This window comes from Fictibacillus phosphorivorans (genome assembly GCF_007673525.1).
Lineage (GTDB): Bacteria > Bacillota > Bacilli > Bacillales > Fictibacillaceae > Fictibacillus > Fictibacillus phosphorivorans_C.
Window position 1 is genome coordinate 1,515,653 of record NZ_VDZU01000001.1, and the last position, 25,773, is coordinate 1,541,425.

A 25,773-nucleotide genomic window follows, 5' to 3' on the forward strand; every position below is an offset into this window, starting at 1 on the left:
GAGCACTCAACTTCGGTTGAGTGCTTTTTTTCTGCATAACTGCTTTACGTGAACATACATCTTAAAGAGGAATGTTTTAAGGGAGGGCTATGTTTGGAAATTGTCATGCGTAACGGCGATTCGTTCTGGTACTACTCACGTCTATTATCTATCCCTTACGTGTTGATCAAAGACTCTAATCCTAACGTCACAGCAGCAAGTATGATTGCAGGGGAGAGTATAGAGATCCCTGGAATGTTTTTAGAAAAATATAAGATTAAAAATGGCGACACTTTTTTTTCAATAGCAGATAAATTTGATATTCCTTTAGATGCATTATATTTAGTTAATCCAACTGTGAAACCAAAGGAAATATTTACAAAGGACATCATCAATATTCCTAGAATGCTGCCGTATCCATCTATAAAATGTCAGAGAAAGTACAATACAGCTGCACTGAATCATGATATGGATAAACTTATTAACGTTTATCCATTCATAAAAAAACAGGAGATTGGTAAATCTGTTCTCGGCCAACCTATAGATATGCTTATAATAGGAAATGGAAAAAAGAAAGTGCACATTAACGGTTCGTTTCATGGAAACGAATGGATTACTTCAGGAGTTCTGATGAAGTTTATCAATGAATATGCAGCTGCGCTAACAAGTGATAAAGTTTTGAATGGACACAAAGCTTCGGACCTATATAGAAATACTACACTTTACGCAGTACCTATGGTCGATCCGGATGGTGTCGATCTCGTTTTGAATGGTCTCCCTGAAAATCCCGAATGGAGAGAGCTTGTTTTAAAATTAAATAAAGGAAGCAAAGACTTTTCTGCTTGGAAAGCAAATATTCGCGGTGTAGATCTCAATAATCAATTTCCGGCAAGGTGGGAGCTTGAACAAGTAAGAAAACCAACTTCACCTGCACCAAGAGATTATCCTGGTAACGCTCCGTTAAGTGAACCAGAAGCAATAGTGATGGCAGAGATTACAGAAAAGCACCAATTTAATCGAGTGGTGGCTCTGCATACACAAGGAAAAGAACTATACTGGGGTTTTGAAGGGGAAGAACCTATGCCGATCTCAGGAGAGATCGCCGCTGAATTTGAAAGGGTTAGCGGCTATAAAGCGATCAGGTATGTGGATAGTTATGCTGGTTACAAAGATTGGTTCATTCAAGAGTACAGAAAGCCGGGATTCACGATTGAGCTTGGAATAGGGGTTAACCCGCTTCCATTAAGACAGTTTGATACGATTTATGAAGATACAAGGGGTATCTTGTTAGCAGCTCTATACATGTAAGATAGAATTTAGACTTCTTGAAATATTGCTTCACATCAACCAACTTTATGGTTGTTAAAAGAAAGAAAAAACCATCAGAAATTGAATTCTGATGGTTTTTTGAGTTTTTAATGGCCTGTAGAGCCGCCGCTGCCTACTAAAACGTCCAGAACAGTCATGACTGTAAACCAGCCAAAAACTGCAAACGTTAAAAAAGCAAAACCAGCTGCCATTAAATTTTTAATTTTTAACGAACGCAATAGTCCCAACGCAGCTAGAATAGCTACTAAGCCGAATATAATGGCTAATCCCATTATTCTGTGCCCCCTTGCTCTGGAGTAATACCAATCCTATGTATAACGCTTTCACACAGGTATAACCTTGTATTATTTTACTTGTTTTATTCTGGTTTGTCGAGTGCACATTGGAACAAAATGAACTCAATTGTTAGTTTATAGGCAGAAGCCCACTTTTTAACAAGGGGTTTATGCTGGTTCCCAACGACCAAATACTGCTGTTCATTATCTGTGAACTCAATAATTAATTCTTCTTCTGTTTGAAGTAAAAACATTGCTTTTTCTTGCTCTTCACCTTCCTTGATATAAAAGACACAGATCATATCAAGATAAAGATACGTTCGATCTGAGTCAGAAGTGAACCCATAATCCTCAAATAATAGAGTCTTTCTGAAAGGGTGGATTGAAAGTAAAGGGATTGCTTCAAAAAGTTCATCATCTCTTTGAGAAGAAATGATCAAATCTTCTTGTTGATCATGCACAGAAATAGGAGCGGGCGTATCCATATTTTCGTATCCGAAAAAGACTTTCATGTGTTTCCTCCGAAATATTGTTTGTTTTAGTGTAAGATAGAAAGTAATAACTTGCAATTGGAGGCTTGAAAATGAAGTGGAAAAAATTAACGGTAGGACCTGTACAAGAGAATACATATATTATCTACAATAATCATAAAGAAGCAGTGATCATTGATCCAGGCAGTGAAGGAAAAAGAATCATACAGACCATAGAGTCATTAAAAGTAAAACCTTTAGCCGTCTTGTTAACGCATGCTCATTTTGATCATATTGGAGCTGTTGATGACGTGCGTGAAAAATATAACATTCCGTTGTATGTTCATAAAAAAGAAGCTGATTGGCTGAGTGACACAAAAAAGAATGGATCAAAATATTTTGGTCAAAGCATAACGGCTAAGCCAGCAAGCCATATTCTAACGCATACAGATAATACCTTAAAGATCGGCAACTTCTCATTTGAGGTATTAACAACCCCTGGTCATTCTCCTGGAAGTGTTTCGTATTATTTAAGAAGCAGTGGTGCTGTTTTTTCCGGTGATGCTTTGTTCGCAGGAAGCATTGGAAGAACAGATCTACATGGCGGGGATCAGGAAGTATTGATCAACAGCATTCATGAAAAACTGCTTAATCTGCCAGAAGAAACGGTCGTGTTATCAGGTCATGGCCCTGAGACCACTATTGGAATGGAAATGGACTCGAATCCATTCTTAAGCGGATTCTAATCGTGCCTAACACGAGTTTGTTACAAAAAAAATTGGCAGATAGCGAATGGCTAACGATGGAAGAGTACATGGAACATGCCCTGTATCATCCGCTAGAGGGCTATTATATGAAAGAGAACACGAAGATTGGAAAGAACGGTGATTTTTATACAGCTAGCCTTGTGTCAGATGTATTTGCTAAGGTGTGGGCTGACTTATTCATAAGAACGATAGCGGATCAGAACCTTCAGCCAATCGTTGTGGAGTTTGGAGGAGGAAGTGGTCACTTTTCTCAGCAAGTTTTAGAGAGTTGGTATTCGCAATCAGTCGAACATATATCGTATGTCATTGTAGAACCTAGTCCTTATCACAGACGAATATTAGAAGCGAAGTTAGCTGAGTACCCCATTACCATTCTAAGTTCATTGAATGAACTTATAGAGCGATACCCATCATTTAGGGGGATTATATTTGCAAATGAAGTTCTTGATGCGTTTCCGCTTCGGATTTTTCAACAAAAGAATGATGAATGGTATGAAAAAGGAGTATCTCTTCAAAAAAACACGGATGAACTTCGTTTTCTTTATAAGAAAGTAGAGAATTCATCATTACAAAAAAAGTTAGATGAAATCTTTTGCTCTAGAGATAAAGCGAATGAACTTGAAATTTCTTTTTCAATGCTATTTTGGCTTAAAAACCTCTACGAATGGATAGAAATAGAGACTTGCTTATTCTTTGTCGATTACGGTTTGATAGGCGAAGAATGGAACACGATACGTTTAAAAGAAGGAAGTATTAGGGGCTATTATAGACATCAAATACAAAGCAATCCATTAGCATTTCCCGGGATGATGGATATAACGTACCACATAGATTGGGAACAAGTGATAAGAGTAGGAAATGATTCGGGTGTTACTACACTTCCCGTAAAGAATCAAGGAGACTTCTTATTAGAAGAAGGACTATTATCTCTGCTACAGGATACACAAAATAGAGATCCATTCTCGTTAGAGCATAAGAGAAATCGGGCAATTCGTTCATTCCTACTCGATCATACTCTAGCAAATGGATTTCAAGTTATACAACAAAAAAAGCAGACCGTATTATAACGGCCTGCTTTTTTTGATGCTTCGGAGAACGTATTAATGTCCTCCACCGGCGCCAGGAGTCATCATAAACGTTGACCAGTATGTAAAACCAACAAAGAAAACAGTTAAATAAGCACCAAAGATATAAATATACATACGCTCAGATAAGTTCAAATACCCTAAAGAAACGAACATAATCGTTTGTCCTAAGAACAATAACGCCATGTCTTGCATATCACCTAGATACGCCATGACTCCGATGATTCCAGTCCAGAATCCTAAAACCTTATACATTCTTGACATATGTATCCCCTCCTTTTTTCGCCAATACTTGTATCCTTTAGTATTATATATGAGTTTCCACTCACTTGTAAATGCCAATTGTAAGCGGATAAATACACAATTAAAAGATAATTCATGAATATTAGCTGTTTTTTGGTTTATTATGCCTCTTTTAAAGGTAATGTAAACCAAAAGGAGTGAGTCTGATGAGTTCTATAACATTTTACACCTACCCAAGCTGCACTTCGTGTCGCAAAGCGAAAATGTGGCTTAAGCAAAATAAAGTTTCGTTTGATGAAAGACATTTATTCAAAGAAACCCCAACTGTTGAAGAGCTTAGAGAGCTATTAAAACTTACAAAGTATGGAACAGAAGATATCTTGGCTAAAAGAAGTCAGTCATTTAAATCACTAGATGTTGATATCTATGATCTTTCAACAAATGAACTATTAACGCTCTTGACTAAAAATCCTAAACTTTTAAAAAGACCGTTAGTAACAGATGGTAAACAGCTCATAGCGGGTTATAGTCCTGGAGATATGAAAAAATTATGTGCAACAAAAGAAAAAGAACACATTTCAAGTCATGTGTCCTGAGCATAGCACTCTTTACTTTTAAAGAGTGTTATTTTTTTTTGGCTGGGCTAGCTGGATTCGAACCAACGCATGACGGAGTCAAAGTCCGTTGCCTTACCGCTTGGCTATAGCCCAATGCAACAATACTAGTATGAGCTGTGTCGAAATTTATATACATATCTTTTTTGAAAAAATGCAGGAATTGTCGTTTTATGAGAGAAATGATTATTCAATAAAATAAAAGGGAGATGATAGTGCTTGCCAATTAAGTTGTTAGGCAATTCAATCCTGCATGAGGCATCTATTCAGAAAGCATCAGACATTCATTTTATACCAATCAAAAAAGGGGGTATCGTTCAATTTCGAATAGATGATCGACTGATTGAACACAGAACGCTTTCTCAAGAAGAGTACATCAGAGTTCTTCAGCATTTTAAATATTCCGCAAGAATGGACATTGGCGAACATCGAAGGCCTCAGAGCGGATCAATGGACGTTATGATCAATAATGTTAATGTACATCTTCGTTTTTCATCTATACCTTCCGCATTTAATGAATCACTCGTCATACGATTGCTTCCTCAGCAAGAAACAATAACTCTTCATGAACTATCACTTTTTCCTCACATGTTTCAGAAACTTTTATCCCTCATTAAACGTTCCAGTGGTCTATTATTGTTCTCTGGTCCAACCGGATCAGGTAAAACCACCATCTTATATTCCTTGCTTCATCACCTGCAAAAAAACTATAAACGGCAAGTAGTAACACTGGAAGATCCCGTAGAACGCAAAGTTGATACGTTTTTACAAATGGAAATTAATGAAAAAGCAGGTCTGACATACGGTGAAGGTTTCAAGTCATTATTGCGTCACGATCCCGATGTGATTATGATCGGTGAGATCAGAGACGAAGCAACAGCGAGGCTCGTTATTCGAGCATCACTGACTGGACATCTTGTTCTGTCTACGATGCATGCTGCAGATTGTATCGGTTGTATCGAGCGTCTTCGAGAATTTGGTATTCAAGAATCAGAACTGCAACAAACGTTGATGGGAATCGTGTCACAGCGTCTGATCTCGATACCATGTCCGTTTTGCGGGGAAAAGTGTGTTGATTTTTGTTTTAAGTCTAGAACGTATAGAAGAGCCGGAATCTACGAGATGCTTTGTAATCAGGAATTAATCTCTGTTTTAAATAAGGTGAGTCGTGAAAAGACTACCTACAAAAATCTCTCATTTTATTTTAACCATGCTTTTGCAGCAGGCTATGTGACAAAAGAGAGCTATGAAAGATGGATGGGAGGAGAATCACAAAGTGATAAGAAGGGGCTGGAAACGGGCTTCTCAAGGGACATTTCTTTATAAGCTTGGTTTTTTGTTAGATCAAGGCTATACCATTAATAAGAGCATAGAGCTCGTCAGGTCACAGCTTCCACAAAAACGGCGAGAAGATGCTGATCACATGCTGGAGATCCTTGCTTCTGGTCAGTCTGTGATCGAGATCTTTTCACCATTACAATTGCCAAATGAAATAGTAAGTTCATTATCCATAAACAGTGCGAATGGCAATTTGACGAAAAGTCTTATGGAGAACGGAAATTTTTTGAGAAAAAAAGCTGATTGGCGTGCCCGTTTGAACAAAGCCATTAGATATCCTCTATTCCTGCTATTCCTTACCGTATGGATCGCGATCGTATTCTATCAATTTCTATTTCCTCAGTTTTCTATACTATTCTCATCATTAGATGTTAAAACCCCGTTGTTTACGAAATGGATGCTTATGTTTCTAGGAAGCATGCCACTCATCGGATTGTGTTTCCTAACTTTAGGCATCGCATCATGGATCGTTTTGATCGTTATGAGAAAGAAAGCAAAGCCTTCTACTCAGATGGATCTACTTATGAGAATCCCCATCTTAAAACAATTTCTTTTGTTAATGAACACACATTTCTTTAGTGTGAACTTCGGCTCGATGCTGCAAAGTGGCTTATCTGTATCTGATGCTCTTCTTGTAATGGAGAAACATTTAAACAAAGGTTTTTTTAAAGAGGAGAGTCAGAGGCTACAGAAAGGTCTCTTAAATGGATCCGAACTAACAGAGCTTTTGCTTGCGAGGTCCTATTTTAAGAGTGAACTGGCTGAGATTGTCCGCTTTGGATTAGCTCATGGAGAGCTCGGCAGAGAGTTAATCTCTTATGGCGAGTGGATTTTTAAAGAGTTAGAAGAAAAGGTTTATTCTTCCTTGCAAAGAATTCAACCCATCCTATTTGCAGGGATCGGAGTGTTTGTTTTATTAATGTTTGCCTCTATGTTATTGCCTATGTTTAAACTCATGGAAGCATTATGAGGAGGAAGAATATGAATAATGAAAAAGGATTTACTTTAATAGAAATGATGATCGTGCTCTTGATCATTTCGGTACTGATGCTTATCGCCCTGCCGAGTATGACCAAGAATAACAGTCTCGTAAAATCGTTAGGCTGTGAAGCAACCATCGATCTTGTGCAAGGACAAGTTGGAGCGTATGAGGCAGAGAAAAATGCACTGCCTACGATAGAAGAACTGAAAGATGGCGGATATATTGATACTATAACGTGTCCAGACAAAAAACCTTTGCTTATCGATAGTAAAGGAGTCGTTTCAGTGAGCGATGAAGAGTGAACGCACAGTTAGAAAAAATAAAGAAGCAACAGTTAGGATTTAGTTTGATCGAGATGATGATCGTACTTTTAATCATCGGTATGATCAGTACGGTTGCATACCCTTCGTATGATCGTTTTAGAAAGAATCGGGAGACCGAATATTTCATCCGTACGTTTCAAAAAGACATCGTTCACATGCAGCAAAAAGCAGTAAATGAGAACCGGATCTATAACTTATCGATCGATAATGAAAAACATAAATATGAAGTGCGAGGGAACGGCAGTAAAGAACCTGTAAAAAAGAATTTTCCAAAACATATCTGGTTCGAGAGTTATTCAATGTTATTATCTGTGCAATTTAATCAGAATGGAAATATCAGTCGTGCGGGGACTCTCTATATTCACTCTGCTACTTCTTCGTATAAGATGGTTTTTCAATTAGGCAAAGGTAAATTTTATGTTGCTAAACAATAAAGGTTATCTACTGATTGAAGCTATGTTTAGCCTTTTGTTGATCTCAGTAGTATTTTCAATATGTTTGCCTTTCATCTATATTTCATATCAAGAACAAAGAACATCAGAGCAACTTCTATATGCGATGACAGAAGCAGACCATGCAGCTGGCATGAGAAGTATATCACAGCGTATGTCTGATGAGCGTTATTGGATTGATAACGGCATTGAGTTTCAGCTATTAACAAGAAAAGGTGTGACGGATGAATACGAGACTTGTATTTCGTTCAGAGGTTCAAACCAAAAAAACTATACAACGTGTGCGAGTTCATTCTGAAATCCCCGCAAACAAGAACGGTTATACGCTCGTAGAATCGATGATCGCATTAGGAATTTTAATCGTAACAAGTTTTATGATCACAATGTTGTTAACTCATCTACAAAAACAACCACAATCCGTTCAGTCTGAAGAAACTGCATTGTTTTTTTCAATGATCGGAAAAGAAATAAGGGAAGCTGCGACTTTTGAGGTGCGCAACAACGCGTTGTTCATTACACTGTCTACCGGTGAAGTGATCAGTTTCACACGTTATCATTCTCTTATCCGAAAACAAGTTAATGGATTAGGTCACGAAGTTTGGGTTCAAAATATTCAAGAGATGAAAGTAGAAGAAATAGAAGAGCATTATGTGTACGTCACGCTGACGGATAAAGAAGGAAACCAAGCACGTCGTGGCTTTAGGAGAATTAGACATGAATGAGAGAGGAATGATATATCCGCTCGTTCTAACGCTTTGCTTCATCCTATTAATTTTCTTTAGTTACCTAACAGAAAAAGTAGCGTCAGAACGACAGTTTGTTTATATGCAGGAAGAGCAATATAGACAAGTCCGTCTGATTCAGCAAGGTGTGGATCGTGCTCTTGTTTGGGTAGATGAACTCGCGGTTTATCCGGCAGAACGTACACTAAACGTTAACGAGGGACTATTAAAGGTTGTTTTTACGAAAACATCTGTTAATGAAGTGATGTTTACGGTTGAAGCTGTTACAACTCGACAGTCTACAAAAAAGGTGAAAGTGTATTATAATGTAACCCAGAAAAGCGTTACAAAATGGGTGGAGGGTTAAAATTGAACACCATATATTTAGTCGGTTTCATGGGTTGTGGAAAAACATCTGTAGGAAGAGAGCTTTCAAAACGTTTAGAGGTTCCACCATATGATGTTGATTCGACAGTGGAAAAAGATCGGAGACAAACGATAAGAGAAATATTTAAGAACGAAGGGGAAGAGGCGTTCCGTAATTACGAGTCTCTTGCTATTCGCCAACTTCCCGTACAACATGCTGTCGTTATGACTGGAGGGGGTGCGGTCGTAAGAGAAGAAAACTTAACGTACATGAAGAACAATGGGATTGTCATCTACTTAAAAACGAGTTTTCCGATTCTTTGGAGTAGGTTGATGACGGAAGAAGAAAGAAACAAGAGGCCAATCCTATTAACTTCAACAAGAGAAGAAGTTCAAAAACTCTTTAACGAAAGAAGTTCACATTATGAAAAAAGTGATATCGAGGTTGTTACAGATCAATTAACAACAGAAGAAGTATGCGACCAAATTTTAGAAAAGTTAAGCCGTTTAAACGTACAATAATTGGCCAAAACTAGAATGTGAATGCTTCTAAAAGGGAGTTTTGCCAATGGCTGCAGGATCAGATGTTATCAAGTTTCTTACACAGAGGGTCGTCAAATATTTGGATGAACCAAAATCAGTAAGAAAGGAAAGGCGTATCACAAAAAAAAATGAACGCGAACCTTTGCTTACTTATCTATTTGGGGTCGTTCCGATGGGTCTCGGTTTAGTGTTTCGAAGAAAGAAAAAGAAATAAGGCTGGAAAAAGGAAGAGCCGGGATACAGTTCCCGGCTCTTATTTATTAGGCAAGATAGAAAAGTCCGCCATTTATGATCTCCACGATAATCTGTGGCTCATATTGGGTACGAAGTGCTTCTTTTTCAATGTGATAGGCTTCAGGTTTCGTTAAAGAATCCTCATAAAAACTCTCTAATAGTTCGAGATCTTCATTCCATCTTTTTTTAGCATCCTCAGCCCACGTGTGATCATCTCTATCAATCACTTCCTGTATTTGATTTTCTAATCTTTTTATTGCACTCTGTGGCTTGATAAACGGAGAGAGGGTATAACAAAAATCAGGAATTCTCTTCGTTAACAGCATCTTTTGAAGACGTTGATGAAAGTGATCTTCAATCGTCCCGTTGATCAGTTGTATCCCGTATGAAAGTACTTGATCTTTCTTTTGATCACACTGATACGTAACTTTAACGTTCAAACATAACCAGGGTTGCAGAGGTACCTGTGCTCCTTGCTGAGGAACAGATTCATACAGTCGAATAAAAGAGGCGAGCTTCTTTGTCGATCCAAAGATCTGATGAAGTCTAGGTGAACCAAAGTGGATAAATTCACCTTTTCCATCAGGAGCTTGCTGTTGACCGGTGACTAGAGTCAACGTCATCGGATTCGGGGTACCTCCCGTTTTTTCGAGATAGTGCCAGTAGAACGGACGATTCATTAAAACTTTATCAAGTTCAGTGGTCAATTGAACTTTCATATAACTAAAGTTTTTCTCTTGAATTCTGCATTCGTTCGCATCAAAATAGCGCTCAAGAAAGCGATGAATCTCGTGCTGCTGCATGCTCTTCCCATCCTTTCTGTTTGATACCGCCATCAAGGTTGATCAAGGAAGCCAGATTATCCATCTTTACTCGGATCTCCCCTTCGCTTTCAGACGTATTCATGATATCTGCAATATGGCGTTCTATGTTCTTGATCTCAAATTTTGTTAAGATTTCATCAAGTTCCCCAATGACACTCTCAAAAAGATTGATCTTGTTATACAGCAAGTTTAAGATGTGCTCTTCAATCGTATTCTGCGTAGCGAAGTTATAGATATGAACGTCCCCTTGCTGTCCGATACGATGGATACGTCCGATCCGCTGCTCGATCCTCATCGGGTTCCATGGCAGATCGTAATTGATGATATGTTGACAGAACTGAAGGTTGATTCCTTCACCACCGGCTTCTGTTGCGATCAAGACTTGTGCTCTTGTCCGAAAGAGATGAGTCATCCAGTCCTTTTTACTTCGCTTGAATCCTCCTCTAAACGGTACAGAAGAGATGCCATGCTGTTGTAAAAACCACTGTAAATAAAGTTGTGTAGCACGATATTCTGTAAAAATGATGACCTTGGAATCGATCGCTTGAATCAGTTCTAACGCTTTTAGAGCTTTAGAGTTTTGATCAACAAGTTCAATTTTTTTCATTAGTTCTAAGACTCGTTGTTCCATTAACGAGTTTGAAACATCCTTTTGAAGCATATTTTTCAAAGTTAGAAAAACAGCTTCACGCGAACTGCATGCTTCCCGCTGCAGGGTGACGATAGAAAATTTACTTCGGTCAAAGTAAGAATCTTTTTTTAGTTGAGAGATTTCATCGTATAGGTCACGTTCTGTTTTTGATAATGTAATAGGAATGGTTTGAACAAGACGCTTCGGCCATTTCAGCCCAGTCTCTTCTCGTCGGTTACGGACCATCACTTTATTTACGAGCTGCTTGAGCTTTTCTTCATTTTTAAGCGAATACTTATCTTCCTTGTAATCTTTGTCAAAGTTTTCTCGGTTACCTAGATGGCCAGGCTTTAATAGGGATACAAGATTAAAAATCTCCTCAACTCTGTTTTGTACAGGAGTTGCCGTTAATAATAAGCAGAACTTCTTTTTTAATAACTGTACAAATTCATAGTTTTTCGTTTTCTTATTCTTTAATTTGTGCGCTTCATCGATGATAACTAGATCATAGTCTTGATTAAGAACGATATCTCGATGCGGTGCGCGTTTTGCAGTATCAATGGAAGATACGACTACATCACATTGCTCCCATACATACGCTTTTTTCTGAGCGATCGCAGGAATAAAGAACTTCTGATTCAGCTCGTTCGTCCATTGAATAACGAGTGATGCTGGAACGAGGATCAAAATTTTCTTAGCGAGCCGGCGTATCATGTACTCTTTTAGAATCAATCCTGCTTCGATCGTTTTTCCTAATCCTACTTCATCTGCCAAGATTGCTTTTCCGTTCATCTGTTCAATAACGGTAGTCGCAACGTCCAGCTGATGAGGCAAAAAAGTCATCTGTGGGAGGTGATCTGGAGCTTGAAGGCCAAGGAAATCAGGAATTGCTAAGTGGTGTTCGGCTTCAAGAGCTAAATTATATAATTCCCAATTGGCCCAAGGTCCATCTTCTTCCACACGCTTTAAAAAGTCATCATGCCATTCTCGCTGAAACTGAACGTCGATTTTCATAACGGATTTCCTTTCTTTAAAAAAGTTCGTTGCCATTCCTTTTGTAAAAATGATAGGATAATAATGTAGTAAACATAGTAATAGTATGTGCGACCTTGGACAATAACATACTCGCGAATGAAAGTAAGAGGAGAGACTGCGTTAGCGGCGCCGAAGGAGCAAACAATTGTGAAACTCTCAGGCAAAAAGACTCTTGCTAGACGCATCTCTGGAGAGTGCTTTTTAATAGATGAAAGCCACCAACGAAGAAACTCAAAGAATTTTTTGAGAAACTTACAGGTTGCAGGACAGAGGATCCCATTTTAAGGGGTCTTTCTGTCCTTTTTTTGTCCAGAAAAGTCTGAAAATTTTTAAGTATGAAAAAGGAGGAATTCACATGGCTACATTGTTACGAACACCGTTATTTGAGACTTACAAAGAACACGGTGGAAAAGTAATTGATTTTGGCGGTTGGGAGTTGCCTGTTCAGTTCTCAAGTATTAAAGAGGAACACGAAGCGGTTAGAACGAAAGCTGGTCTATTCGATGTCTCTCACATGGGAGAATTTGATGTTAGAGGACCAAATGCATTATCGTTTCTGCAATATACAATGACCAATGATGTTTCGAAACTTCAAAACGGTCAAGCGCAATATACAGCTATGTGCTATGAGAACGGTGGTACAGTAGATGACCTTTTAGTTTATAAAAGAGATGAAAACGATTACTTACTCGTTGTGAATGCCTCAAATATTGAAAAAGATTTCGAATGGCTTATGAGCAAGAAGCCTGAAGGTGTAGAACTTGTGAACGTATCTCCTGAATATGCACAGCTCGCGATTCAAGGACCTAAAGCAGAAGGAATTTTACAAAAGCTGACGGATACCAATCTTTCTGAGATCGGATTCTTCCGTTTTAAAGAGGATGTTTCACTAGCTGGAATATCTGCTCTTGTGTCTCGAACAGGCTACACAGGAGAAGATGGCTTTGAGATCTATTTAAAAACGGAACATGCTGAAAAACTGTGGAGATCTGTACTTGATGCAGGCATTGAAGATGGATTGCTCCCTGCAGGACTTGGCGCGCGTGACACGTTGCGTTTTGAAGCAAAGTTGGCTCTTTACGGTCAAGAACTTACAAAAGAGATTACTCCGATAGAAGCAGGTATCGGATTCGCTGTAAAAACAGATAAAGAAGCAGATTTTATTGGAAAAGAAATTCTAGCAGATCAAAAGAAGAATGGCGCACCACGTAAGCTAGTTGGTATCGAAATGATCGATAAAGGAATTCCTCGATCACATTACGAGGTATTTAAAGGTGATGTGAAGATCGGAGAAGTTACAACGGGGACACAATCGCCAACATTGAAGAAGAATCTTGGACTTGCTCTTCTTGAGAGAGATTTCACAGAGCTCGGAACAGAGGTAGAGGTACAGATTCGTCAAAAACGTTTAAAAGCAAAAGTAGTCGCTTCACCATTTTATAAACGAGGAAAATAAGACATTTAAGGGGGAGAAACCATGACGTTCCGCTATTTGCCGATGACTGATCAAGACAAAAAGGAAATGCTTGAAACGATTGGAATCGAAACGACAGAAGATCTTTTTCAGGATATTCCGGAAGAAGTTCGGTTTAAAGGACGCTTACAAATCGAGGAAGCTTTGTCAGAACCTCAACTAGTGAAAGAGATGGGCCGCTTGGCTGCATTAAACAAAAATACAAAAGATCATGCTTCATTCTTAGGAGCAGGGGTGTATGATCATTACACACCATCGATCGTGAACCATATGCTTCTTCGTTCAGAGTTCTATACGGCTTACACGCCATACCAGCCTGAGATCTCTCAAGGAGAACTTCAAGCGATCTTTGAGTTCCAGACGATGATCTGTGAATTAACCGGCATGGATGTCGCTAACTCTTCTATGTACGATGGTGGAACTTCACTTGCGGAGGCTGGATTATTATCAGCAGCTCAGACGCGCAGAAAGAAAATCGTTGTATCCAAATCCGTACACCCAGAATCACGCGCTGTTCTGCACACTTACGCAAAAGGGCAGCATCTTGAAGTGGTAGAAGTGGATACAGAAGATGGTGTTACTTCATTAAATGCATTGCGTGCTGAAGTGGATGAACAAACAGCGTGTGTGATCGTCCAATATCCGAACTTCTTCGGTCAGATCGAACCGTTAAAAGACATCGAAGAAATCGTACACAGTGCAAAAGGAATGTTCGTAGTTTCTTCAAATCCTTTAGCACTTGGTGCACTGACTCCTCCTGGTAAATTTGGTGCCGATATCGTAGTCGGTGATGCACAGCCGTTTGGGATCGCGCAAGGATTTGGCGGACCACACTGTGGATATTTTGCTGTAACAACAAAATTGATGCGTAAAGTTCCTGGCCGTTTAGTAGGTCAAACGGTTGATGAAGACGGTAAGCGAGGATTCGTTCTAACACTTCAAGCAAGAGAACAGCATATCAGACGTGATAAAGCGACGAGTAACATCTGTTCGAACCAAGCGCTTAACGCACTTGCAGCTTCAATCGCTATGACGGCACTTGGAAAACAAGGTGTGAAAGAAGTTGCGCACCAAAACATACAAAAAGCTCATTATGCGAAAAAAGTTCTTGAGGAAAAAGGATTCAAGACATCATTCACTGGACCTTTCTTTAACGAGTTTGTTATTGAGTTAAAATGTACAGCGAAAGAAGTGAACAGAAAACTATTAGAATCTGGCATCATCGGTGGATATGATTTGGGTCTTTCGTATTCAGAACTTAAGAACCATATGCTTCTAGCGGTTACAGAAATGAGAACAAAAGAAGAGATCGATCAGCTTGCAAATGTATTGGAGGGATTAGCATGCGTACAGAACATCAGTCATTAATTTTTGAATTGTCTAAACCAGGTCGAGTAGGGTACAGCATCCCTGAACTTGACGTTCCAGAGATTAACGTAGAATCTATCATTCCTTCCGATTATTTGCGTACAGAAGAAGCGGATCTTCCTGAAGTGTCAGAGCTTCAAATCGTTCGTCATTACACAGCGTTATCCAATCGTAACCACGGTGTGGATTCTGGTTTCTATCCACTAGGCTCATGTACGATGAAATATAATCCTAAGATTAATGAAGATGTAGCGCGCTTCCCTGGATTCGCACACATCCACCCTCTTCAAGATGAAGAGACCGTTCAGGGTGCGATGGAGATGATGTACCGCTTGCAAACATCACTTGCTGAGATCACCGGTATGGATGAAGTGACGCTTCAACCAGCTGCGGGTGCTCATGGTGAGTGGACAGGACTCATGATGATCCGTGCTTACCATGAAGCAAATGGTGACTTCAATCGTACAAAAGTAATCGTTCCTGATTCAGCACACGGAACGAATCCGGCGTCTGCAACGGTTGCAGGTTTTGAATCGATCACAGTGAAATCTGATGAGCGTGGTCTAGTTGATCTTGAAGATTTGAAGCGAGTGGTCGATCAAGATGTGGCGGCACTAATGCTTACAAATCCAAATACGCTTGGTCTTTTCGAAGAGCATATTCTAGAAATGGCAAAAATCGTCCATGAAGCTGGCGGAAAGCTTTACTACGATGGAGCTAATGCAAATGCGATATTAGGATTTGCTCGACCTGGAGACATGGGCTTTGACGTTGTTCACTTGAATCTTCATAAAACATTCACAGGACCTCACGGTGGTGGTGGACCTGGATCTGGACCAGTTGGAGTAAAGGCAGACCTGATTCCATTCTTGCCAAAACCAGTTCTTGTTAAAGAAGATGATCTTTATAAATTCGAATATGATCGCCCGCAATCGATCGGACGAGTGAAGCCTTTTTATGGTAACTTCGGCATTAACGTACGTGCGTTTACGTACATCATGACGATGGGGCCAGACGGATTAAATCAAGTATCAGAGAACGCCGTGTTAAACGCGAACTATATGATGCGCCGACTGGAGCCTCATTTCGATCTCCCGTTTACACAACACTGTAAACACGAGTTCGTATTATCAGGACGTCGTCAAAAGAAACTTGGCGTGAGAACACTTGATATCGCAAAACGTCTCTTAGACTTCGGCTATCACCCGCCAACGATCTACTTCCCGTTAAGTGTAGAAGAAGCGATCATGATCGAGCCGACAGAAACGGAATCAAAAGAAACACTCGATGAATTTATCGAGAAGATGATTCAGATTTCAAAAGAAGCAGAAGAAACACCTGAATTGGTTCAAGAAGCTCCTCATACTACCGTTGTTAAACGACTGGATGAAGCAACAGCTGCAAGAAAGCCAATCTTAAAATATTCAAAACAAGTTTAAACATACAAAAAAGCAGCTCTGGAAATTTTCCTGAGCTGCTTTTAATATTAGTTTGATTTTACACGGCCAGTCCATTTGCGGAAGCCGCCATGTAGGTGATGAAGCTGGCCATATTTTTTCTTCTTTAGAAAATTCGCTGCACGAGCACTTCTGAATCCACTTTCACAATATAGATAAACAGGCTGATCGCTGCGCACTTCTTTTAATCTCTGTCTCATTTGAGAAAGAGGAATGTTACGTGCTCCTAGGATATGTCCTTTTTTAAACTCTTCAGGCTCACGAACATCGATCAGTTGTGCTTTTCGATAACCTGCTTTAAACTCTTCCTCGTTTAATGTAGTTAAAAATCTCTTTTGATAAAGCCCCATACCAATTACATACGCCAATAAAGCTACTACAATACCTGCTAAAACTATCCATCCCATAACGCTTGCACTCCTTTAAACAATCTACCACAATTATAGCGGTGCGCGGCTCTATAGGCAAAAGAAAAATCTGACTTTAAGCGATTGTTTTGACACAATCGCCGAATTTGGTACACTAGTTACGAATGAATGGCAGGGAGACGAAAAACGTGGAAAAAGAAAACTGGTATTATATCGATTCTGGAAATTGCGAACCTGCAATTAATATGGCAATGGACGAAGCACTTCTAACTTGGCACAGTGAAGGAAAGATTCCACCTGTTATCCGCTTTTACGGATGGAATCCAGCTACTCTATCTATTGGATACTTTCAAAAAGTAGAAAAAGAGATTAACCTTGATGCTGTAAAAAAATATGGACTGGGCTTTGTGAGACGTCCAACAGGTGGTCGCGGAGTTCTTCATGATCAAGAACTCACATATAGCGTCATCGTATCTGAATCACACAAAGATATGCCACAAAGTGTAACCGAAGCTTATCGGGTGATCTCAGAAGGAATCAAAGAAGGGTTTCAAGGTTTAGGCTTGGATGCTTACTTCGCTGTTCCGAAAACAGAAGAAGAGCGTGAAGGGTTGAAGAATCCCCGGTCAGCAGTTTGCTTTGACGCTCCTTCGTGGTATGAATTAGTCGTAGAAGGAAGAAAAGTAGCGGGAAGTGCTCAAACGAGGCAAAAAGGTGTGATCCTGCAACACGGATCAATTCTTTTGGACCTAGATGAAGACAAACTGTTCGATCTGTTTAAGTATTCTAGCGACAGATTACGAGAAAGAATGCAAACCGCATTTAAGAAAAAAGCAGTAGCAGTCAATGCACTGCTAGATGTTCCTGTTACAATTGAAGACGCGAAGATTGCCTTTAAAAAAGGCTTTGAGGACGGTTTGAACGTAAATCTTGTACCATATAAACTTACAGAAGATCAGTGGTCAGAGGTTGAACACATAGCCGAGACTCGTTATCGAAATGACGATTGGACGTTCAGACGATAATAGTAAAAAATCGAAATCTCAAAAAGAGATCTCGATTTTTTATTTTTGCTCTGTAAAGATCAGAAAAAAAGATGTCAAGATATTAATTTTTTTTGGAAAATAGCAGGAATTTTTGAAAACCAAGAGTTTGTACGGCTTTTCAAAACTACCAAATTATACAAATCTAGAATAAAGCCAATTCATTAATAAAATCATCATAAATTTACAAGAATCAAGGAATTGCTGTAAAATCCTCATGATTTTAAGTTTGACAATTTTTTTTCTTTGACATGAGGTTTACGTATATATAGTATAAGGGTAGAACTTATACATACAAGATATAGATATGCATCCGTATGTGATTTATATAGAGGAGGAGAAATATGGACACAGTCGCAACTGTTAAAAAGGGTATTAACATTGACGCTCTCAACAGTGATATAGCTCAATTTCCACAAGTACACCCCGTAACTTCTACGATGAAAACAACACATAAAGGTGTTTCTCGGCTGGTGATGCTGGACCGATATAGCTTTAAAGACACAGAGAAGAAAACGTTAAAACCAGGTGATTTTGTAGTATTAACGGTAAAAGAGGATCCGAAATTTCCGGCAAGAGGGCTAGGCTATATTCAATCTGTCAATTGGGACGATAAAAACGCAGTCGTATTGGTTGAAGATGAGTTTAAAGCTGTACTAGAGAAGCCGGAAGAAGCTGAATCTGGTTTGATCACACGTTCACTTGATGTGATGGACAAGCCGTTAGAAGTTTACTACGAGCAGATCGCGCTTAGAAATGCAACAGGGTTAGCATCTGTAGAGACAACGGAAGAAAAGCGCCAAGAATCATTCCAAAAGTTCTACAAAGAACTTTCAGAGATGAACTTTGTACCCGCTGGCCGCGTGCTTTATGGAGCAGGGGCAGAAACGGATGTAACGTATTTTAATTGTTATGTGATGCCATATGTAAAAGATTCGCGTGAAGGCATCTCTGATCACCGTAAGCAAGTTATGGAGATCATGAGCCGCGGCGGCGGAGTTGGAACGAACGGGTCTACACTTCGACCAAAGAACGCCTTAGCAAGAGGCGTAAACGGAAAATCATCTGGATCTGTATCCTGGTTGGATGATATCGCGAAGTTGACGCATCTGGTTGAGCAGGGCGGAAGTCGCAGGGGAGCTCAGATGATCATGCTTGCTGACTGGCACCCTGACATTATTGACTTCATTATTTCTAAGATGCAGAATCCCCGCATTTTACGTTACTTAATTGAAAATACAAATGACGAGAAAATTAAACAAGTCGCTCAAGATAAATTAAAATTCACACCACTGACACCAGCTCAAAAAGCGATGTACGAAGGAATTCTTCGCTATAAGGATATTCCAGGTACAGGTGGATTTGATTCAGATGTTCTACGCGATGCTGAGACAATGCTTCGTGATGGAGGAACGTACAGCGTTCATAATTCTGAGTTCTTAACAGGTGCGAACATATCTGTTACGATCACGAAGGAATTTATGGAAGCTGTAGAAAATGACTCTGAGTATCTATTACGTTTTCCAAGTGTCGAGGCTTACACGCCTGAAGAGATGGAAGCATACAACAACGAATGGCATGAAGTCGGAGATGTTCGAGTTTGGGAAGAGAAAGGCTATGGTATTCGTGTCTACAAACGAATCCAAGCTCGTGAACTGTGGAATCTGATCAACATTTGCGCAACATACTCAGCTGAGCCAGGAATTTTCTTTATCGATAATGCAAATGAAATGACGAACGCTACAGCATATGGACAAAAGGTCGTAGCAACGAATCCGTGTGGAGAACAACCACTTGCGCCATACAGTGTCTGCAACCTCGCTGCAGTTAACCTTGGAAACATGGCTGACAAAGACAACAAAACGGTCGACTTTGAAAAGTTAAAGCAAACCGTTGAAGTTGGCGTTCGTATGCAAGACAACGTAATTGATGCAACACCTTACTTCTTAGAACCAAACCGCGTTCAAGCGTTGGGTGAACGTCGTGTAGGACTTGGTGTAATGGGACTTCATGACCTTTTAATCTATTGTGAGACCGTATACGGGTCTGAAGAAGGAAACAAGCTTGTTGATCAAATTTTTGAAACGATTGCCGTTACGGCTTACCGCACTTCAATCGAACTTGCTAAAGAGAAGGGAAGCTTCCCGTTCTTAGAAGGCGATTCAGGTGAGACAACTAACGAGTTGCGTAGACGATTTACTGAAACAGGTTATATGAAAAAGCTTCCTGAAGATGTACGCAAAGACATTCTAGAATTTGGGATTCGTAACTCTCACTTGTTAACTGTTGCTCCAACTGGATCCACAGGAACCATGGTAGGCGTCTCAACAGGATTAGAGCCTTACTTCTCATTCTCATACTTCCGCAGTGGTCGTCTTGGGAAGTTTATTGAAGTGAAAGCTGATATTGTTAAAGAATACTTAGACAGCAATCCAGATGCGAACGAAAATGAGCTTCCTGAATGGTTTGTTGCTGCAATGGAGCTTGCACCAGAAGCCCATGCAGATACGCAATGTGTCATCCAGCGTTGGGTAGACAGCTCGATCTCAAAAACGGTAAACGCTCCTAAAGGTTATACGGTTGATCAAGTTCAAAAAGTCTACGAACGTCTTTATAAGGGTGGAGCAAAAGGTGGAACAGTGTACGTTGATGGAAGCCGTGACTCACAAGTTCTTACACTTAAAGCAGAAGAGACTTTTGAACAAACTGAGATCGATCTAGGTATGGAAGAAGAAAAAAGCAAAGTTGTTATTTTAGATACGATTACTGATCTTCGTTCTACAGATGTAACCATCGGTAACGAAGTTGGAAACACTTGCCCGGTATGTCGAAAAGGGAAAGTGAAAGAAATCGGTGGCTGTAACACGTGTACAAATTGTAACGCTCAATTAAAATGCGGATTATAAGAAGGAAGGGAAGGAACTGGAAAAGTTCCTTCCCTTTTCTTTTGTGGATATTAGCACATACTAACTCCATCATTTGTAATAAAAATTGTGGGGTGTATGACTATGGCTGGTGCCAATAAACCGTTTATGCCGCAGTTGATCTATTTCGAACCGCGTGCATTAGAGTATCCATTGGGAAAAGAACTGTTCGACCGTTTTAGCAAGTTAGAAGTTGAGATCAGAGAGACAACATCACATAACCAAATTCGTGATCTGCCAGGCGATAATGATTTTCAAAAGTATAGAACGGCAAAATCAACGCTCGTTGTCGGTATCAGAAAAACGTTGAAATTCGATACATCTAAACCATCTGCAGAATACGCGATTCCACTCGCAACAGGATGTATGGGACATTGTCATTATTGTTATCTGCAGACGACCCTCGGCAGCAAGCCGTATCTACGAACTTATGTGAATACAGATGAAATCTTTGCTCAGGCTGAAAAGTATATGCAAGAACGAGCTCCTGAGATCACGCGATTCGAAGCTTCATGTACATCTGATATTGTAGGCATCGATCATCTTACTCATAATTTAAAAAGAGCGATTGAATTTTTTGGGGCCACAGATCTAGGAAGGCTTCGATTTACGACGAAATATCATCATGTAGATCATCTACTTGATGCAAAACACCAAGGTAAAACGCGTTTTCGTTTTAGTGTAAATTCAAACTATGTGATAAAGAACTTCGAACTTGGAACAAGTCCGCTTGAAGAGCGCATTAATGCTGCCATTAAAGTGGCTGAAGCAGGATATCCATTAGGCTTTATCGTGGCCCCTCTTTATCTTCATAAAGATTGGGAAGAAGGCTATAAAGAGCTTTTTGATATCTTAGAAGCGAAAATTCCAAAGCATTTAACGAACGATCTTACGTTTGAACTGATTCAGCACCGTTTTACGAAACCTGCAAAACGAGTTATTGAAAAAAACTACCCAAAATCAAAGCTTGAGATGAATGAAGAAGAGCGGAAATATAAGTGGGGAAGATATGGAATCGGAAAATATGTTTATCAAGATGATCAGGCGACAAGACTGCGTGAAACGGTAGAAAATTATATTCATACGATGTTTCCACAAGCGAAGATCGAATATTTTACTTGATAAAATGCAAAGATACCTTCCCTTGTCACGCTTACCATTCTATAGTATCCTTTTTATAGAGACCAAGCTGGTTTAGTATAGGGAGTGAACAATTTGCCGCCAACCCCAAGTATGGAAGACTATATAGAACGCATCTATGCCCTAATCGAAGAGAAAGGCTATGCCAGGGTATCAGATCTTGCTGAGAACCTAGAAGTGCATCCCTCTTCAGTAACCAAGATGATTCAAAAGCTCGACAAAGGCAAGTATGTCGTTTATGAAAAATACAGAGGCTTCGTTCTTACACCGAATGGAAAGAAACTTGGAAAACGTCTAGTGTACAGACACGAGTTACTTGAAGAATTCTTAAAAGTGATCGGGGTCGACCAAGAGAACATCTACCAAGATGTTGAGGGTATCGAACATCATTTAAGTTGGAACGCTATTGATCGAATTGGAGATCTTGTCCAGTTTTTTGAAGAAGATGAAAATAGGATAAAGTTATTAAGAGAAGTTCAAGCAAAAAATGAAGAACAAGAACAATCATAAATTTTTTATGGTTGTTTTTATTTTGGATTTTTTGTGTGGTGCGGTGTATGGAAACACAAGTGGACAGTATTTTATAAGAAGTGGACAGTAAAACCTGAAAAGTGGACAGTAAACAGAGGAAACCGGACAGTATTCTTGTAAAAGTGGACAGTATACATAATCTTTCAAACTACACGGACGTTCAATGCATGAACAAACCAACTTTTTGAAGTTATGACAAAAGACTTTATTTTGAAGAATCGGTTATAAAGGACATCTTCTGCTGATTAGGATAATAGTGGAGGAGATGTTTATGCGAATTGATGGTGTTTTTTCAGGTGGAGGCATCAAGGCGCTTTCGTTGATTGGTGCTGTTGAAGCAGCTGAGAATCGGGGACTCAGTTTTGAGAGGGTAGCGGGGACAAGTGCGGGGGCACTGATGGCTGCTTTGATCAAGGCAGGCTATACGGCGGGTGAAATGAAGGATATTATTGATAAATTAGACTTTAGAAAATTTCTCGATACAAGTAAAACGATAGTACCTGTACCTTTTATGAACTGGTTGAAGCTTTATTGGAAACTTGGTCTGTTTAAGGGGGATTATCTGGAGAACTGGGTAGCTTCTCTTCTAGCGGCGCGTGGAATTGTTACATTTGCGGATATTCCATATGGCAGTCTTAAGATTATTGCGTCTGATATTTCTCGAGGCAGGTTAATCGTTTTGCCAGATGATCTTGAGGAATACGGTTTATTGCCAGAGCGTTTTCCAGTGGCACGAGCGGTTAGGATGAGTTGCAGTCTTCCTTATTTCTTTTATCCGATCAAACTTTTCAATCGGGTTGGACAAAAAAGTTTTATTGTTGATGGAGGCGTTTTGAGTAATTTTCCGATGTGGCTTTTCCAAAGAAAAGATAGGGTGCCCGTTCGGCCGGTGTTAGGTTTTCAATTAAGTTCATATATCAATGACCACATTCCAACACACAATGTGAAGAATGCGGTTCAGCTTTTTAAAGCATTGTTTGAAACGATGATGCAAGCGCATGATAATCGATACATTGATTCCCACGATGCAAGGGATATTATTTTTATGCCTGTAAAGCATGTATCCGTTATCGATTTTCAACTGTCTTCAGAAGCGAAGAATGAACTTTATACCTTTGGTCATGATCGTGCTGAGCAATTTTTACAGGGCTGGATCGCAAGTAAGAGATATCCAAATCCAGCATATAAAAATCGAGCCTAGTCCTTAAAAGGAGGCTCGATTTTTTTTCTTGTTCTTTTTCCCTTCGATCACGGTTAAGTGATGTTCACGTGTTTTCTTTCTCTGAGCGGAACTCTTTGCAGTCTTTTTGCTCGAAAACAATGGAGAAGCAGCTTTTGCCGGCTTTTGGTTCGTACCATAGCGTTTTTGAGATTGCTTGACTGCTTTTCTATACTTGCCGTTTACACCCGATGAGGTTCTGCGAAAGATAAAGTAAAACACGGCGACCACTGCTGCCCCGATCAGAATGGTCGTAAATAAGTCGCGAGGTGAAGTGACTAGTTGATAAAGAATACCGACAATAGCCAGTGAAATAACAAACCAAATGATAGGATGCAATCTTCTTTGATTCTGTTGCAACAGGTTCACCTCCTTATGATTAAACGATTTTACTTGCGTTAAGTTCACTTTCATAGGATGCGTCACGACGTAACATTTCATTAAAAGAAATAATAGAAACTTCTATTTGTTTTTCATCGGGTTCTTTCGTTGTTAAAAGTTGAAGCCATAACCCAGGATATCCAAGGTAACGAAGAACAGGAACATCTCTTAGTTTATTAGTTAACTGTAATACTTCAAAAGATACCCCTAAAACCACAGGAATAAGCGCAAGTCTGCATAAAATTCTTAGCCATAACGGATCTGATGGAAAGAAATAATAGATAAACATGCCGACGATTACGGTAAATAGAATAAAACTGCTGCCGCAACGATAATGAAGTCTTGAATGCTTCTTTACGTTTTCAACGGTGAGCTCATCTCCTGCTTCATACGTGTTGATTACTTTATGTTCAGCTCCGTGATACATGAATACTCTCTTGATCGCAGGTGTTAAAGAAACAAAATAGATATAGCTTAATAAAAAGATAAACTTGAACAAACCTTCTAATAAATTCTGCCCTAAGTGCCCGGGCACGATAAAACGAAAAGCTTCTGCTAAAAAAACGGGTACGAGCGTAAAAACAAATTTTCCAAAAAGGAAAGATAAGACACCGATAATGGCTAAAGAAAAGAAAAAGGCAAATTTAGATGGTTTTTCTTCTTCCTCTTTTTCTTCCTCACCGGGGTTAACACCAAATCGTTCAGCTGAAAAATTTAAATGCTGAGTACCGTTCATACTCGCTTCAATTATGGCAATAAATCCTCTTAAGAAAGGAATCTTCTTTAATTTTGATAAAACAGGAGAAGGTTTCTTCTTAAGTTCGAAATACTCAATCGTATCGTCATTTCTGCGTATTGCCGTTACATATGTGTGCTTTCCGGCAAACATAACCCCTTCTAATACGGCCTGGCCGCCGTAAGCGGGCTTTTTCTCTTTTGTCATGTTGAACCCCCAGCCTAAAGTTTTGTAGGTACTTTCTATTCTACAGGAAAGCGGGATATTCCTCCACAAAGGATGATTGTATTTTTCCCATTTTATACATGTTTTACACGGAATATGATTGGTTAAGAGTGTTAGAAGTTTGGGCAATGGTTTTGTGGACATACTAGTGGTGTTGGAGGTGGTCGTCAATGAGCGATTCAAAACTAGAACAAAATAAACAGGAATCTCAATCTTCATTTATGAGCAGAGTAGTTGGTGTTGGCTTCTTTGGAGGCTTGATCTGGGCTTGTTTCGGATTTATTGCCTACTATTTAAATTTCTCAAAGGTAGGTCCCGCACTCGTTCTGGCGCCATGGGCTCTTGGGAAGTGGAAAACAGAGTGGATTGGTCAACTGATCAGTATTTTGATTATTGCTCTACTTTCAATCTTAGTCGCCATTGCCTATCGCTATGCGTTTGCCAAGATCAAATCCATGTGGGCTGGTATCCTTTTTGGTGTAGCACTATGGGGAATCGTCTTTTTCTTGCTTCATCCGATCTTTCCAGGATTGGAGCCTATGAATACAATAGGTAAAAATACGATTACAACGACGCTGTGCATCTATATTTTATATGGTGTTTTCGTAGGTTACTCGATCTCATTTGAATACAGTGAACGTCATGGCCAGTCCCAAGGAAACAAGGAATCAACACAGAGTTCGTAACTATTCAAA

The 25,773-nt window shown here is 39.5% G+C and carries 30 protein-coding genes, 1 tRNA gene and 1 riboswitch; of the genes, 22 read left to right on the plus strand and 9 right to left on the minus strand.

What is annotated here, in order from left to right; genetic code table 11:
- Positions 1 to 93: 93 nt before the first annotated feature.
- A complete protein-coding gene (locus FS458_RS07305; RefSeq protein ID WP_144699092.1) occupies positions 94 to 1,287 on the plus strand; it encodes a M14 family metallopeptidase in 1,194 nt (397 codons plus the stop codon).
- Between the two features lie 107 nt (positions 1,288 to 1,394).
- On the opposite strand, the gene FS458_RS07310 is transcribed toward FS458_RS07305, so the two are convergent.
- Complete coding sequence (locus FS458_RS07310) at positions 1,395 to 1,580, minus strand: DUF2759 domain-containing protein (RefSeq protein ID WP_066242324.1); 186 nt, start codon at positions 1,578 to 1,580, stop codon at positions 1,395 to 1,397.
- Between the two features lie 86 nt (positions 1,581 to 1,666).
- On the minus strand, positions 1,667 to 2,095 hold the full coding sequence (locus FS458_RS07315) for a hypothetical protein (RefSeq protein ID WP_144699094.1): 429 nt from the start codon (positions 2,093 to 2,095) through the stop codon (positions 1,667 to 1,669).
- Between the two features lie 71 nt (positions 2,096 to 2,166).
- On the opposite strand from FS458_RS07315, the gene FS458_RS07320 reads away from it, so the two are divergent.
- Positions 2,167 to 2,799 carry an MBL fold metallo-hydrolase gene (locus tag FS458_RS07320; RefSeq protein WP_144699096.1) on the plus strand — a complete coding sequence of 211 codons (633 nt, stop codon included), beginning with the start codon at positions 2,167 to 2,169 and terminating at the stop codon, positions 2,797 to 2,799.
- 2 nt (positions 2,800 to 2,801) lie between these two features.
- Positions 2,802 to 3,887, plus strand: coding sequence for an SAM-dependent methyltransferase (locus FS458_RS07325; RefSeq protein ID WP_144699098.1), 1,086 nt, complete (start codon positions 2,802 to 2,804; stop codon positions 3,885 to 3,887).
- Between the two features lie 33 nt (positions 3,888 to 3,920).
- On the opposite strand, the gene FS458_RS07330 is transcribed toward FS458_RS07325, so the two are convergent.
- Entirely contained in the window at positions 3,921 to 4,169 is a 249-nt protein-coding gene (locus tag FS458_RS07330; RefSeq protein WP_066242314.1) for a DUF2626 domain-containing protein, read from the minus strand.
- Positions 4,170 to 4,354: 185 nt separating this feature from the next.
- Here FS458_RS07330 and FS458_RS07335 point away from each other — a divergent pair, with 185 nt between their 5' ends.
- Positions 4,355 to 4,744, plus strand: coding sequence for a Spx/MgsR family RNA polymerase-binding regulatory protein (locus tag FS458_RS07335; protein ID WP_144699100.1), 390 nt, complete (start codon positions 4,355 to 4,357; stop codon positions 4,742 to 4,744).
- A gap of 39 nt (positions 4,745 to 4,783) precedes the next feature.
- Here the strand turns inward: FS458_RS07335 and FS458_RS07340 are convergent.
- Positions 4,784 to 4,858, minus strand: a tRNA-Gln gene (locus FS458_RS07340).
- 123 nt (positions 4,859 to 4,981) lie between these two features.
- Between FS458_RS07340 and comGA the strand changes: the two genes are divergently transcribed.
- The 9 genes from comGA to FS458_RS07385 are packed head-to-tail and all read left to right on the plus strand — an operon-like array spanning position 4,982 to position 9,702.
- Positions 4,982 to 6,088: a competence type IV pilus ATPase ComGA gene (gene comGA, locus FS458_RS07345; RefSeq protein ID WP_144699102.1), complete on the plus strand. Its 1,107-nt coding sequence runs from the start codon at positions 4,982 to 4,984 to the stop codon at positions 6,086 to 6,088.
- Positions 6,039 to 7,070 carry a competence type IV pilus assembly protein ComGB gene (gene comGB / locus FS458_RS07350; RefSeq protein ID WP_186320481.1) on the plus strand — a complete coding sequence of 344 codons (1,032 nt, stop codon included), beginning with the start codon at positions 6,039 to 6,041 and terminating at the stop codon, positions 7,068 to 7,070. The genes comGA and comGB overlap by 50 nt, the downstream gene beginning before the upstream one ends.
- 11 nt (positions 7,071 to 7,081) lie before the next feature.
- Entirely contained in the window at positions 7,082 to 7,384 is a 303-nt protein-coding gene (gene comGC, locus FS458_RS07355) for a competence type IV pilus major pilin ComGC (RefSeq protein WP_144699106.1), read from the plus strand.
- Positions 7,381 to 7,839, plus strand: coding sequence for a competence type IV pilus minor pilin ComGD (gene comGD / locus FS458_RS07360; protein ID WP_144699108.1), 459 nt, complete (start codon positions 7,381 to 7,383; stop codon positions 7,837 to 7,839). The genes comGC and comGD overlap by 4 nt, the downstream gene beginning before the upstream one ends.
- A complete protein-coding gene (locus FS458_RS07365; protein WP_144699110.1) occupies positions 7,823 to 8,155 on the plus strand; it encodes a hypothetical protein in 333 nt (110 codons plus the stop codon). The genes comGD and FS458_RS07365 overlap by 17 nt, the downstream gene beginning before the upstream one ends.
- Positions 8,082 to 8,579 (plus strand): competence type IV pilus minor pilin ComGF, encoded by a 498-nt coding sequence (locus FS458_RS07370; protein ID WP_144699112.1) that lies wholly within the window; start codon positions 8,082 to 8,084, stop codon positions 8,577 to 8,579. Before FS458_RS07365 ends, FS458_RS07370 begins: the two co-directional genes overlap by 74 nt.
- A complete protein-coding gene (gene comGG, locus FS458_RS07375; protein WP_144699114.1) occupies positions 8,572 to 8,946 on the plus strand; it encodes a competence type IV pilus minor pilin ComGG in 375 nt (124 codons plus the stop codon). Before FS458_RS07370 ends, comGG begins: the two co-directional genes overlap by 8 nt.
- Positions 8,947 to 8,948: 2 nt before the next feature.
- Positions 8,949 to 9,467, plus strand: coding sequence for a shikimate kinase (locus FS458_RS07380; protein ID WP_186320482.1), 519 nt, complete (start codon positions 8,949 to 8,951; stop codon positions 9,465 to 9,467).
- Positions 9,468 to 9,513: 46 nt separating this feature from the next.
- Positions 9,514 to 9,702 carry a YqzE family protein gene (locus FS458_RS07385; protein ID WP_066396097.1) on the plus strand — a complete coding sequence of 63 codons (189 nt, stop codon included), beginning with the start codon at positions 9,514 to 9,516 and terminating at the stop codon, positions 9,700 to 9,702.
- A 46-nt stretch (positions 9,703 to 9,748) separates the two neighbouring features.
- Here the strand turns inward: FS458_RS07385 and FS458_RS07390 are convergent, their stop codons facing one another.
- Together FS458_RS07390 and FS458_RS07395 are read right to left on the minus strand one after the other, a co-directional pair.
- Positions 9,749 to 10,525: a YqhG family protein gene (locus FS458_RS07390; protein ID WP_144699118.1), complete on the minus strand. Its 777-nt coding sequence runs from the start codon at positions 10,523 to 10,525 to the stop codon at positions 9,749 to 9,751.
- The gene (locus tag FS458_RS07395; protein ID WP_144699120.1) at positions 10,494 to 12,191 is read right to left on the minus strand and encodes a DEAD/DEAH box helicase; all 1,698 of its coding nucleotides are present in this window, start codon (positions 12,189 to 12,191) and stop codon (positions 10,494 to 10,496) included. Before FS458_RS07395 ends, FS458_RS07390 begins: the two co-directional genes overlap by 32 nt.
- 117 nt (positions 12,192 to 12,308) lie before the next feature.
- Positions 12,309 to 12,394: riboswitch (glycine riboswitch) on the plus strand.
- 173 nt (positions 12,395 to 12,567) lie between these two features.
- On the opposite strand from FS458_RS07395, the gene gcvT reads away from it, so the two are divergent.
- The 3 genes from gcvT to gcvPB are packed head-to-tail and all read left to right on the plus strand — an operon-like array spanning position 12,568 to position 16,493.
- Positions 12,568 to 13,668, plus strand: coding sequence for a glycine cleavage system aminomethyltransferase GcvT (gene gcvT, locus FS458_RS07400; protein ID WP_144699122.1), 1,101 nt, complete (start codon positions 12,568 to 12,570; stop codon positions 13,666 to 13,668).
- 21 nt (positions 13,669 to 13,689) lie between these two features.
- Positions 13,690 to 15,054, plus strand: a complete 1,365-nt coding sequence (gene gcvPA, locus FS458_RS07405; RefSeq protein WP_144699124.1) for an aminomethyl-transferring glycine dehydrogenase subunit GcvPA — start codon at positions 13,690 to 13,692, stop codon at positions 15,052 to 15,054.
- Complete coding sequence (gene gcvPB / locus FS458_RS07410) at positions 15,030 to 16,493, plus strand: aminomethyl-transferring glycine dehydrogenase subunit GcvPB (protein WP_144699126.1); 1,464 nt, start codon at positions 15,030 to 15,032, stop codon at positions 16,491 to 16,493. Before gcvPA ends, gcvPB begins: the two co-directional genes overlap by 25 nt.
- Positions 16,494 to 16,540: 47 nt before the next feature.
- Here the strand turns inward: gcvPB and FS458_RS07415 are convergent, their stop codons facing one another.
- Positions 16,541 to 16,918 carry a rhodanese-like domain-containing protein gene (locus FS458_RS07415; RefSeq protein ID WP_144699128.1) on the minus strand — a complete coding sequence of 126 codons (378 nt, stop codon included), beginning with the start codon at positions 16,916 to 16,918 and terminating at the stop codon, positions 16,541 to 16,543.
- A 149-nt stretch (positions 16,919 to 17,067) separates the two neighbouring features.
- Here FS458_RS07415 and FS458_RS07420 point away from each other — a divergent pair, with 149 nt between their 5' ends.
- From FS458_RS07420 to FS458_RS07440, 5 genes are all read left to right on the plus strand, one after another.
- Complete coding sequence (locus FS458_RS07420) at positions 17,068 to 17,904, plus strand: lipoate--protein ligase family protein (RefSeq protein ID WP_144699130.1); 837 nt, start codon at positions 17,068 to 17,070, stop codon at positions 17,902 to 17,904.
- 362 nt (positions 17,905 to 18,266) lie between these two features.
- A complete protein-coding gene (locus FS458_RS07425; RefSeq protein WP_144699132.1) occupies positions 18,267 to 20,828 on the plus strand; it encodes a vitamin B12-dependent ribonucleotide reductase in 2,562 nt (853 codons plus the stop codon).
- 102 nt (positions 20,829 to 20,930) lie between these two features.
- Positions 20,931 to 21,968: a spore photoproduct lyase gene (gene splB, locus FS458_RS07430; RefSeq protein ID WP_144699134.1), complete on the plus strand. Its 1,038-nt coding sequence runs from the start codon at positions 20,931 to 20,933 to the stop codon at positions 21,966 to 21,968.
- Between the two features lie 111 nt (positions 21,969 to 22,079).
- The gene (gene mntR / locus FS458_RS07435; protein ID WP_144703387.1) at positions 22,080 to 22,496 is read left to right on the plus strand and encodes a transcriptional regulator MntR; all 417 of its coding nucleotides are present in this window, start codon (positions 22,080 to 22,082) and stop codon (positions 22,494 to 22,496) included.
- Positions 22,497 to 22,788: 292 nt separating this feature from the next.
- Positions 22,789 to 23,718 carry a patatin-like phospholipase family protein gene (locus FS458_RS07440; RefSeq protein ID WP_144699136.1) on the plus strand — a complete coding sequence of 310 codons (930 nt, stop codon included), beginning with the start codon at positions 22,789 to 22,791 and terminating at the stop codon, positions 23,716 to 23,718.
- A 3-nt stretch (positions 23,719 to 23,721) separates the two neighbouring features.
- Here FS458_RS07440 and FS458_RS07445 read toward each other — a convergent pair whose 3' ends face one another.
- Entirely contained in the window at positions 23,722 to 24,096 is a 375-nt protein-coding gene (locus FS458_RS07445; protein ID WP_144699139.1) for an SA1362 family protein, read from the minus strand.
- Between the two features lie 19 nt (positions 24,097 to 24,115).
- Positions 24,116 to 25,060 (minus strand): DUF1385 domain-containing protein, encoded by a 945-nt coding sequence (locus tag FS458_RS07450; protein ID WP_144699141.1) that lies wholly within the window; start codon positions 25,058 to 25,060, stop codon positions 24,116 to 24,118.
- A 188-nt stretch (positions 25,061 to 25,248) separates the two neighbouring features.
- On the opposite strand from FS458_RS07450, the gene FS458_RS07455 reads away from it, so the two are divergent.
- Entirely contained in the window at positions 25,249 to 25,764 is a 516-nt protein-coding gene (locus tag FS458_RS07455; RefSeq protein WP_144699143.1) for a YqhR family membrane protein, read from the plus strand.
- The last annotated feature ends 9 nt before the right edge of the window (positions 25,765 to 25,773 follow it).

Coding starts and splice junctions, on each gene's coding strand:
- FS458_RS07310 (WP_066242324.1), bottom strand. CDS start 1,580: ATGGGATTAGCCATTATATTCGGCTTAGTAGCTATTCTAGCTGCGTTG.
- FS458_RS07315 (WP_144699094.1), bottom strand. CDS start 2,095: ATGAAAGTCTTTTTCGGATACGAAAATATGGATACGCCCGCTCCTATT.
- FS458_RS07320 (WP_144699096.1), top strand. CDS start 2,167: ATGAAGTGGAAAAAATTAACGGTAGGACCTGTACAAGAGAATACATAT.
- FS458_RS07330 (WP_066242314.1), bottom strand. CDS start 4,169: ATGTCAAGAATGTATAAGGTTTTAGGATTCTGGACTGGAATCATCGGA.
- FS458_RS07335 (WP_144699100.1), top strand. CDS start 4,355: ATGAGTTCTATAACATTTTACACCTACCCAAGCTGCACTTCGTGTCGC.
- comGC (WP_144699106.1), top strand. CDS start 7,082: ATGAATAATGAAAAAGGATTTACTTTAATAGAAATGATGATCGTGCTC.
- FS458_RS07365 (WP_144699110.1), top strand. CDS start 7,823: ATGTTGCTAAACAATAAAGGTTATCTACTGATTGAAGCTATGTTTAGC.
- FS458_RS07370 (WP_144699112.1), top strand. CDS start 8,082: ATGAATACGAGACTTGTATTTCGTTCAGAGGTTCAAACCAAAAAAACT.
- comGG (WP_144699114.1), top strand. CDS start 8,572: ATGAATGAGAGAGGAATGATATATCCGCTCGTTCTAACGCTTTGCTTC.
- FS458_RS07385 (WP_066396097.1), top strand. CDS start 9,514: ATGGCTGCAGGATCAGATGTTATCAAGTTTCTTACACAGAGGGTCGTC.
- FS458_RS07390 (WP_144699118.1), bottom strand. CDS start 10,525: ATGCAGCAGCACGAGATTCATCGCTTTCTTGAGCGCTATTTTGATGCG.
- FS458_RS07395 (WP_144699120.1), bottom strand. CDS start 12,191: ATGAAAATCGACGTTCAGTTTCAGCGAGAATGGCATGATGACTTTTTA.
- gcvT (WP_144699122.1), top strand. CDS start 12,568: ATGGCTACATTGTTACGAACACCGTTATTTGAGACTTACAAAGAACAC.
- gcvPA (WP_144699124.1), top strand. CDS start 13,690: ATGACGTTCCGCTATTTGCCGATGACTGATCAAGACAAAAAGGAAATG.
- gcvPB (WP_144699126.1), top strand. CDS start 15,030: ATGCGTACAGAACATCAGTCATTAATTTTTGAATTGTCTAAACCAGGT.
- FS458_RS07415 (WP_144699128.1), bottom strand. CDS start 16,918: ATGGGATGGATAGTTTTAGCAGGTATTGTAGTAGCTTTATTGGCGTAT.
- FS458_RS07425 (WP_144699132.1), top strand. CDS start 18,267: ATGGACACAGTCGCAACTGTTAAAAAGGGTATTAACATTGACGCTCTC.
- splB (WP_144699134.1), top strand. CDS start 20,931: ATGGCTGGTGCCAATAAACCGTTTATGCCGCAGTTGATCTATTTCGAA.
- mntR (WP_144703387.1), top strand. CDS start 22,080: ATGGAAGACTATATAGAACGCATCTATGCCCTAATCGAAGAGAAAGGC.
- FS458_RS07440 (WP_144699136.1), top strand. CDS start 22,789: ATGCGAATTGATGGTGTTTTTTCAGGTGGAGGCATCAAGGCGCTTTCG.
- FS458_RS07450 (WP_144699141.1), bottom strand. CDS start 25,060: ATGACAAAAGAGAAAAAGCCCGCTTACGGCGGCCAGGCCGTATTAGAA.
- FS458_RS07455 (WP_144699143.1), top strand. CDS start 25,249: ATGAGCGATTCAAAACTAGAACAAAATAAACAGGAATCTCAATCTTCA.